The following is an 8,280-nucleotide window of genomic DNA, read 5'->3' as shown; positions in this document are numbered from 1 at the left end:
CTGGCGTTGACTTTTGGCACGCTGTTGAGTTCTCAAGGAACGGTCGCTTCCTTTGTACTCACCCTCTCGGGCTTTCCTCCGGGCTTCCCTTCGGTGTTCCAAACTCTATCAGTGTTTTTCCGGCCTCCTGACCACCGTCCTGCAAGCATGCAGAAAGCGACCCGGAGATAGGATCTGACAAGTTGGTTGCTGCCCGGCCAGGACGCGAAGGTGCGTCGCTCAGCCCCAAGCAGGAGTACGACTGTACACGCGGCCGTGGAGCGGGGGCAAATCCGTGTGGGGTATGGTCTAGACCACTTCGGAGTGCTCGCGCGGAACCGGCACTTCAGGTGACATACGCTGCTGAACAGTGTGCCGTCGGTACGTACAGAGACGGCCCTATCGATCTCCACCCCTGGGAGGCCTCCCATGACCACCGTGACGTCCCCGCTCGCAGGACGCGCCATCGGACTGGCAGCCGTGCCGGATCCCGTCTTCTCCGGGGCCATGGTCGGCCCGGGCACAGCGATCGACCCCGTACGTGAGCCTTCCGAGGCCGTCTCTCCCGTGGACGGCGTCATCGTCTCCCTGCACCCGCACGCCTTCGTCGTCGTCGACGAGAACGGCCACGGCGTGCTCACCCACCTCGGCATCGACACCGTGCAGCTCAACGGCGAGGGTTTCGAGCTGCTCGTGAACAAGGGGGACACCGTCACGCGCGGTCAGGGCGTCGTGCGCTGGAACCCGGCTGCCGTCGAGGCCGCCGGCAAGTCCGCGGTGTGCCCGGTCGTGGCCCTGGAGGCCACCGCCGAAGCTCTCTCCGATCTTCGCGTCGACGGCGAAGTGAAGGCCGGCGACAGCCTCTTCCTCTGGAAGTGACGTCAGTGCCGTCGTAGGGCGGCGAGTAGGACAACCAACGCGGCGGCGGGGCTCGCCGCTCTATCGGGACGGGTGAGATGGAGACAACGCTGCGAGGCGTCGGCGTCAGCCACGGTGTGGCGATCGGCGAGGTTCGGCACATGGGAACGGCGGTGCTGGAACCGCCTGCGAAGCAGATCCCGGCGGAGGAGGCGGAGCGTGAGCAGGGGCGCGCCCGCAAGGCCGTGGAGGCCGTGGCCGCCGACCTGATGGCGCGCGGCAACCTTGCCGGAGGCGAGGCCCAGGCGGTGCTCGAGGCGCAGGCCATGATGGCCCAGGACCCCGAGCTGATGGCCGACGTGGAGCGGCGGATCGCCGTGGGCAGCACGGCGGAGCGCGGGGTGTACGACGCGTTCGCCTCCTACCGCGAACTGCTGGCGGGTGCCGGTGAGTACCTGGCCGGTCGCGTGGCGGACCTCGACGACGTGCGGAACCGTATCGTCGCCCGTCTGCTGGGGGTGCCGATGCCCGGCGTCCCCGACAGCGACGAGCCCTACGTCCTCGTCGCCCGTGATCTCGCCCCGGCCGACACCGCGCTGCTGGACCCGACGCTGGTGCTCGGCTTCGTCACCGAGGAGGGCGGGCCGACCAGCCACAGTGCGATTCTGGCGCGTGCGCTCGGTGTGCCGGCCGTGGTGGCGCTGCCGGGTGCCGGTGAGATCGCCGAGGGCACGATGATCGCCGTCGACGGCAGCACGGGGGAGATCTTCGTGAACCCGAGCGACGAGAAGAAGGCGCAGCTGGAGGCAGCCGCCGCCGAGCGGAAGGCCGCGTTGGCGGCTTCGACCGGGCCCGGCGCCACGGCGGACGGTCACAAGGTGCCGTTGCTCGCGAACATCGGTGGTCCCGCTGACGTGGCGGCCGCAGTCGAGGCCGGCGCCGAGGGTGTCGGGCTCTTCCGTACGGAGTTCCTCTTCCTGGACGACAGCAAGCAGGCGCCGTCCGAGGAGAAGCAGATCGCCGCGTACCGGCAGGTGCTCGAGGCGTTCCCCGAGGGGCGTGTCGTGGTGCGCGTGCTGGACGCGGGCGCGGACAAGCCGCTCGACTTCCTCACGCCGGCCGACGAGCCGAACCCGGCCCTCGGCGTGCGGGGACTGCGGACGCTGCTCGACCACCCGGACGTCCTGCGCACCCAGCTGACCGCGCTCGCGAAGTCCGCGGAGGGGCTGCCGGTCTACCTCGAGGTCATGGCCCCGATGGTCGCGGACCGTACGGATGCGCGGGCGTTCGCGGACGCCTGTCGTGAGGCCGGCCTGCGGGCGAAGTTCGGTGCGATGGTCGAGATCCCGTCGGCGGCGCTGCGGGCTCGCTCGATCCTCCAGGAGGTCGAGTTCCTGTCGTTGGGGACGAACGACCTCGCGCAGTACACGTTCGCCGCCGACCGTCAGGTGGGTGCGGTGTCCCGTCTGCAGGATCCGTGGCAGCCCGCCCTGCTCGACCTGGTGCAGCTGTCCGCCGAGGCGGCGAAGGCCGAGGGCAAGAGCTGTGGTGTCTGTGGTGAGGCCGCGTCCGACCCGCTGCTCGCGTGTGTCCTGACGGGTCTGGGTGTCACCTCCCTGTCGATGGGCGCCGCGTCGATTCCCTATGTCAGGGCGACGCTCGCGAAGTACACGCTGGCGCAGTGCGAACGGGCCGCCGCGGCGGCGCGGGCGACGGACAGTGCCGAGGATGCGCGCAGTGCGGCGCAGGCGGTGCTGTCGGGCGAGTAGGCCTGGCGTGACGGCCTGCGACCGCTCGGCGAGGGGCGCTCCACCTGGTGAGGTGGGGCGCCCCTCGCGCGTTCAGTGCTGGTGTCCCCGGGTGGGTTTCTGCTCCCCGAGGTCGGGCGGCGCGCAGTAGTCGACGTTGGATTCGGGGGAGATGAGGTCTCCGGATTCCACGTCGGTGCAGTAGGCGTCGAAGACCTCTCCCGCAGTGAGGGGTTCGAGTCCGCGTGCGCGCATGCGCCAGCCGTAGACGCGGTCGGGTGTGCCGGGGGCGCTGGCGCGGACGACGAGTCCGCCGGGGCTGTCGGTGGCGAGGCCGAGCGCCAAGACGGTGGTGAATTCCAGGGCTTCGGTCTCGTCGAGTTTCAGTTCGTCGCCGTCGTCGGTGGTGTGGAGGGCGGCGAGGAGCGGTTCGGGCGGTCCGGTGACGCTGCAGACGAGGTGGCGGTGGCCGGGCGGGGCTGTGTCGAGGATGCGGACGAGGAGGTCCGAGGCTCGGGTGAAGGCTGCCCGTCCGATGTCTTCGCCGCAGGTGGCGCAGGCGCCCAGACGGGCGAGGAGGGTGGTCGCGTACTCCCAGGTGGCGTGGCGGACGGCCTCGTCGACGAGGGTCGGGAGGAGGTCGGCCAGCGGCCGGCCGTCGTAGGGCAGCGTCGGGCCGGTGAGCGCGATGTGCGCGGTGAAGCGTGTGCGGCTCGACGGACTGTCGGGGTCGAGGTCATGCCGTGTGCAGAACTCGGCGTACTCCTCGGGGTCGAAGAGGGCCACGGTGGTGTGGCTGCCCTGGAGGGCTCGGGTCTTGAGGAGGCCCTCGACCTGTTTCAGGTAGGTCGCGTGGTCGTCGAAGGCGAAGCTGCGGTAGCGCCGCATGGCCCGGAAGTCGTGCTCGTCGGTCAGCAGGCCGATGGTGCCGGCGATTTCGCGGCGCAGGACGCGTCGCATGGTCCGGTGGTCGGTGTGCGCCATTGGTTCCCCCTGTGCACGGTCGATCAATGCTCACTCACAGTAACCGGCGGCACTGACAATGCAGGGGGGAGACAGTGGATTCAGGAGAAGCCGCAGGTCACGACCATGTCCCTCGTGACCTGCGTCCCCGTCAGGGCGGTGACGTGCAGTAGTGTCAGGCGCGTTTGCGGGCCAGGTCCTCGTAGAAGTTCAGCAGGTCGAGGTTGTCGATGGAGCCCGGGTTGACCGCCTTCTCCAGCGGGGTGCCCTGGAGGAGCCGTTTGACCGGGACCTCGATGCGCTTGCCGGTGAGGGTGTGCGGGACTCCGGGGACTTCGATGATCTCGTCGGGGACGTGTCGTGGTGACAGGTGCTCGCGGATGGTCTGCTTGATGCGGTCGCGCAGGGCCTCGTCGAGGACGGCTCCGGGGGCCAGGTGGACGAAGAGGGGCATCCAGTAGCCGCCGTCGGGCTGCTCGATGCCGATGACCAGGGACTCCTTGATCTCGGGGAGGCGTTCCACGGCTTCGTAGATGTCGGCGGAGCCCATGCGGACGCCTTGCCGGTTGAGCGTGGAGTCGGAGCGGCCGTGGATGACGACGGATCCCCGGGCGGTGAGGGTGATCCAGTCGCCGTGCCGCCAGACGCCGGGGTAGGTGTCGAAGTAGCTGTCGTGGTAGCGGCTGCCGTCGGGGTCGTTCCAGAAGTGGATGGGCATGGACGGCATGGGGTTGGTGACGACCAGTTCGCCGACCTCGTCGACGAGGGGGTTGCCGCCCGGGTCCCAGGACTGGAGGTCGGTGCCGAGGCAGGGGGCCTGGAGTTCGCCGACGTGGACGGGGAGGGTGGGCACGGCGCCGGCGAAGCAGGAACAGACGTCGGTGCCGCCGCTGACGGAGGCGATCCACAGGTCGTCGCGGACCTCGTCGTGGAGCCAGCGGAAGCCGTCGGGCGGCAGGGGTGAGCCGGTGGTGGCGACGCACTGGACGGCAGAGAGGTCGAAGTCGCGGGACGGGTGGACACCGGCTTTGCGACAGGCCATGACGTAGGCGGCCGAGGTGCCGTAGAGGGTGGCCTTCGTGCGTTCGGCGATGCGCCACTGGGCGCCGGTGTCGGGGTAGCCGGGGCTGCCGTCGTAGAGGACGATCGTGGTGCCGGTGAGCAGGCCGGAGACGAGGAAGTTCCACATCATCCAGCCGGTCGAGGTGTACCAGAAGAAGCGGTCCTCGGGGCCGAGGTCGCAGTGCAGGCCCAGCTGTTTGAGGTGCTCGACCAGGATGCCGCCCTGGGACTGGACGATGGCCTTGGGCAGGCCGGTGGTGCCGGAGGAGTAGAGCACCCACAGGGGGTGGTCGAAGGGCACCTGCTCGAAGACGGGGTCCGTGTCGGTGGAGGTGAGGGCCGACCAGTCCAGGGCGCCCTCGGGTGCCTCGGTGCCGAGGAGCGGGATGTGGATCACGGCCCGCAGGGTGGGCAGTTCGCGACGGAGTTCGGCGACGACGTCGCGTCGGTCGTGTTCCTTGCCGCCGTAGCGGTAGCCGTCGACGGTGAAGAGCACGACGGGTTCGACCTGCTGGAAGCGGTCGAGGACGCTGCGGGCGCCGAAGTCGGGCGCGCAAGAGGTCCAGACGCCGCCCACCGCGGCTGTGGCGAGGAGGGCGACCACGGCCTGCGGGACGTTGGGGAGGTAGCCGCTGACGCGGTCGCCGGGGCGTACGCCGAGCGCGCGCAGTTCGGCGGCCAGGGAGCCCACCTGGCGGCGCAGTTCGGCCCAGGTGACGGGGCGTGGTTCGTGCGTCTCGTCGACGTGCAGGAGGGCCGGTTCGTCCGCGCGGGTGCCGGCGGCGCGCAGGGCGTGCTCGGCGTAGTTGAGGGTCGCTCCGGGGAACCACTGGGCGCCCGGCATCGAGCGATCGCCCAGCACGCGCGCGTAGGGGCTCGAGAAGCGGACCTCGAACCACTCCGTGACGGCTTTCCAGAAGGTGTCCAGAGCGTCGACGGACCAGCGCTGCAGGGCCGGGTAGCCGCCCTCGGCGGGGGCGCCGTGGTGCTCGGCGGCCCAGGCCTGGAACCTGGTGATCCGTGCGCGGGCGATGCGCTCGGGGTCTGGCTGCCAGAGCGGCTGGGGACTCTCGGTCGACATGTCGGCTCCCGGACTGTGCGCGTCGTGTGCGTCCTCCGCGCACGGGCTGGGGTGTGCGCGTGAGCGGCTGGCACGGACAATGCCATGTGATCGACTTCGGCACCAGGGTGCGCCCCACATAGTCCGTGTCGTGAAGATGTGGTCCTGGCACGGGTGAACGGCAGTTGAACGACACCCCTGCGCGGGACGGTCAATGACAGGGTGAGCAGCATGAACGGTCGTGACCTGGTGCGTTCGGTGAAAGCGGTGGGTTCGGTGGGGGCGGCGCAGGGTGTGCGTACCGTACGAGCAGCGTGGCGCAGGCGCCGGGCCGACGCCACCGGGCTGCCGGTGCGGGGGGCGGAACGGGCGCGGGTGCCCGGGCCCGTGCGGGACGCGGAGCCGGGGCCGGGGGGCGGTGTCGTCCGGTTCAGCCGGTCGGAGCTGCGGGTTCTCGTCGCCGTGAACGGGGCGGTGTTCTGGGGCTGGGACGGAGCCGGGCCCGAGCCGTCGTACGCGCTGGCCGGCCGCTGCCCCGAGCCGGATCCCCGGGCGGTGCTGGAGCCGGACAAGGACGGCGGCTGGCGCGTGGTGGCCGAGCGGGTGACAGTCGTGATCTCGCGGCACGGCGCGGTCGAGGTGCTGACTCCCGGTGGGGTGACCCTGCGGCGTGATCTGCCGCCGCGCTGGTGGGAGCCGGTCGGCGGCGGCCCGGCGCGGTGGATGCAGCGCTCGGAGGTGAGCGCCGACGCGCGGTTCTTCGGGCTCGGCGGGCGGGCTTCGGGGCCTCGGTTGAGGGACGGGACGTACCGGTTGTGGAACACCGATCCGGGGCGTGCCTTCACACCCGGGGACGATCCGCTGTACATCACGATGCCGGTGCAGGTGGTGGTGTCCGACGGCGGTACGCATCTGGTGTTCCACGACAGCTCGTGGGACGGCACGGTGACACTGCGGGAGGGTGAGGAGGGCGCGGGTTCCGGGCACGACCGTGCGGGGACGAGCGAGCTGCGGATGGACGGCGGTCCGCTGCGCTGCTGGGTGATGGTGGGGACTCCCGCGCGCGTGCTGCTCGCCTGGGCGTCGCTTACCGGGGCACCGGCGCTGCCGCCCGCGTGGGCTCTGGGGCACCATCACGCGCGGTGGGGATCGGGCGGTGAGGAGGAGGTGCGGCGGATCGTCGCGGGCTATGTGGAGCATGGTCTGCCACTGGACGCCGTGCACCTGGACATCGATCACCTGGACGCGCATCAGGTGTTCACCGTCGACCAGGACCGCTTTCCGAAGCTGCCCGTGCTGGCCGAGGAACTGCGGCGGGACGGCGTCCGGCTGGTGTCGGTCGTCGATCCGGCGGTGCGGGCGCTCGCCGGGAACGCCGTGTACGACGGCGGTGTGGCCGAGGAGGCGTTCGTGCGGGGCGCCTGCGGGGAGGTCGTGGAGGGGGTCGCGTGGCCCGGGGAGGTGGTGTTCCCCGATTTCACGCACGCGCGCGTGCGTGAGTGGTGGGGCGGCCTCTACGAGGAGCGGCTCGCCCAGGGCTTCTCGGGGTTCTGGCACGACATGAACGAGCCCACGTCGTTCGCCGCCTTCGGGGAGTCGACGCTGCCCCGTTCGGCCCGGCACTCCCTGGAGGGGCGGGGCGGTGACCATCGTGAGGCGCACAATGTGTACGCCTTGTGCATGGCCAGGGCTGGCTTCGAGGGTCTGCACAGGCTCGCGCCCGAGGAGCGGCCGTTTGTGTTCTCCCGCTCCGGGTGGGCCGGCATGCAGCGCTACGGAGGCACCTGGTCGGGGGACGTGGCCACCGGCTGGCCGGGGCTGCGGGCGTCTTTGGCCCTGGTGATGGGCCTGGGGCTGTGTGGCGTCCCGTACTCGGGCCCGGACATCGGGGGCTTCGACGGGGATCCCTCCCCCGAGCTGTATCTGCGGTGGTTCCAGCTGGGCGCGTATCTGCCGCTGTTCCGTACGCACGCGAGTCTGCGGGCGGGGCGCAGGGAGCCGTGGGAGTTCGGTGACGAGGTGCTGGGGCACGCGCGCGTGGCGCTCGTCGAACGCCGGCGGCTGCTGCCGTACTTCGTGACGCTGGCGCATCTGGCGCGGCGAACCGGTGCGCCCTATGTGCGGCCTCTGTGGTGGGCGGCGCCGGAGGAGCGGGCACTGCGTGACTGCGAGGACGCCTTCCTGCTCGGTGACAGTCTGCTGGTGGCGCCGGTGCTGGACCCCGGCGCCGACCGGCGTGCGGTGCGGCTGCCGCGGGGGCGCTGGTACGACACCGCCACGGGGCGGGCGTACGAGGGGCCCGGTCGGGTCCTCGTCGACGCGCCCTTGTCGCGGATCCCGGTGTTCGCGCGCGCGGGTGCCGTGCTTCCGGTACGTGGGGAGGACGGCGGGCTGGAGCTGGAGGTGTGGGCGCCCGCCCGGGGACGGACCGGAGGCGGTCTGGTCGTGCCGGACGGGGGCGAGGGGTGGGACGAGCCGGAGATCGAGCGCTACACCGCTCGGTGGGTGGGTTCGCGGGTGATAGTCGAGCGGGAGGGTGAGGACGGCGACAGTGCGCCGCCCTACCGGGTGCGCGTCCGCGGGGTGGGTGAGGACTGAGGGACTGAGGGC

The 8,280-nt window shown here is 71.1% G+C and carries 5 protein-coding genes; 3 read left to right on the top strand and 2 right to left on the bottom strand.

The window, feature by feature from the left end; all coding sequences use genetic code 11:
* The first annotated feature begins 408 nt into the window (after positions 1-408).
* Complete coding sequence (locus tag AB0I06_RS25730; RefSeq protein WP_363121200.1) at positions 409-858, top strand: PTS glucose transporter subunit IIA; 450 nt, start codon at positions 409-411, stop codon at positions 856-858.
* Positions 859-935: 77 nt separating this feature from the next.
* A complete protein-coding gene (gene ptsP, locus AB0I06_RS25725; protein ID WP_363121199.1) occupies positions 936-2,606 on the top strand; it encodes a phosphoenolpyruvate--protein phosphotransferase in 1,671 nt (556 codons plus the stop codon).
* A 72-nt stretch (positions 2,607-2,678) separates the two neighbouring features.
* Here ptsP and AB0I06_RS25720 read toward each other — a convergent pair whose 3' ends face one another.
* Both AB0I06_RS25720 and AB0I06_RS25715 read right to left on the bottom strand, forming a co-directional pair.
* Positions 2,679-3,569 (bottom strand): hypothetical protein, encoded by an 891-nt coding sequence (locus tag AB0I06_RS25720; RefSeq protein WP_363121198.1) that lies wholly within the window; start codon positions 3,567-3,569, stop codon positions 2,679-2,681.
* A 154-nt stretch (positions 3,570-3,723) separates the two neighbouring features.
* The gene (locus AB0I06_RS25715; RefSeq protein ID WP_363121197.1) at positions 3,724-5,691 is read right to left on the bottom strand and encodes an acetoacetate--CoA ligase; all 1,968 of its coding nucleotides are present in this window, start codon (positions 5,689-5,691) and stop codon (positions 3,724-3,726) included.
* A gap of 210 nt (positions 5,692-5,901) precedes the next feature.
* Here AB0I06_RS25715 and AB0I06_RS25710 point away from each other — a divergent pair, with 210 nt between their 5' ends.
* Positions 5,902-8,268, top strand: coding sequence for a glycoside hydrolase family 31 protein (locus AB0I06_RS25710; RefSeq protein ID WP_363121196.1), 2,367 nt, complete (start codon positions 5,902-5,904; stop codon positions 8,266-8,268).
* Positions 8,269-8,280: the final 12 nt, after the last annotated feature.

Origin of the sequence: Streptomyces sp. NPDC050674, from assembly GCF_040654575.1 — a bacterium.
Classification (GTDB): Bacteria; Actinomycetota; Actinomycetes; order Streptomycetales; family Streptomycetaceae; genus Streptomyces.
The sequence above is the reverse complement of the archived record's forward strand: the minus strand, read 5'-3'. Positions and strand labels throughout refer to the sequence as shown.

What these genes read in the sequence shown, in the direction of transcription:
- AB0I06_RS25730 (WP_363121200.1), top strand. Translation starts at nt 409, where the DNA reads ATGACCACCGTGACGTCCCCGCTCGCAGGACGCGCCATCGGACTGGCA.
- ptsP (WP_363121199.1), top strand. Translation starts at nt 936, where the DNA reads ATGGAGACAACGCTGCGAGGCGTCGGCGTCAGCCACGGTGTGGCGATC.
- AB0I06_RS25720 (WP_363121198.1), bottom strand. Translation starts at nt 3,569, where the DNA reads ATGGCGCACACCGACCACCGGACCATGCGACGCGTCCTGCGCCGCGAA.
- AB0I06_RS25715 (WP_363121197.1), bottom strand. Translation starts at nt 5,691, where the DNA reads ATGTCGACCGAGAGTCCCCAGCCGCTCTGGCAGCCAGACCCCGAGCGC.
- AB0I06_RS25710 (WP_363121196.1), top strand. Translation starts at nt 5,902, where the DNA reads ATGAACGGTCGTGACCTGGTGCGTTCGGTGAAAGCGGTGGGTTCGGTG.